The 474-nt window shown below is 70.5% G+C and carries 1 pseudogene; it reads right to left on the bottom strand.

From position 1 onward, the window contains the following. A pseudogene (locus ASF38_RS19215) lies at window positions 1-474 on the bottom strand (glycogen debranching enzyme); the annotation flags it as partial.

Here is a 474-nt window from a genome sequence, read left to right as displayed (position 1 = left end):
GGGTCATCGTGAGCCCCCGGACGTGCGCCTCGTAGATGATCGACTCGTTGTAGGGCCGGCGCGGCGGGCGGTCGTCGGCCCAGTCGAAGAACGTGTCGACCACGAGCGAGAACGGCACGTGGCCGGCGGAGTCGTCGTCGTTCGGCTCGTCGGGCGAGCCCATCTCGTAGGCGAAGAGCGACGGGTCCCAGTCGGGCTGGCCCTGCACGGCCTTCGCGTACGGGTCGATGAGCAGCTTCTGCGGGTTGCAGCGCAGGCCGTTCTCGGGGTCCCACGGACCGTGCACGCGGTAGCCGTAGCGCTGGCCGGGGCCGATGCCGGGCAGGAAGCCGTGGTGGACGAAGCCGTCGACCTCCTCGAGGCGGACGCGGGTCTCGGTGCCCGACTCGTCGAAGAGGCACAGCTCCACGAGGTCGGCGACCTCCGAGAACAGGGCGAAGTTGGTGCCGGTGCCGTCGTACGTGGCACCGAGCG

The organism is Aeromicrobium sp. Leaf272 (assembly GCF_001422865.1).
GTDB lineage: Bacteria > Actinomycetota > Actinomycetes > Propionibacteriales > Nocardioidaceae > Aeromicrobium.
This window is presented reverse-complemented; position numbering and strand designations above follow the sequence as displayed.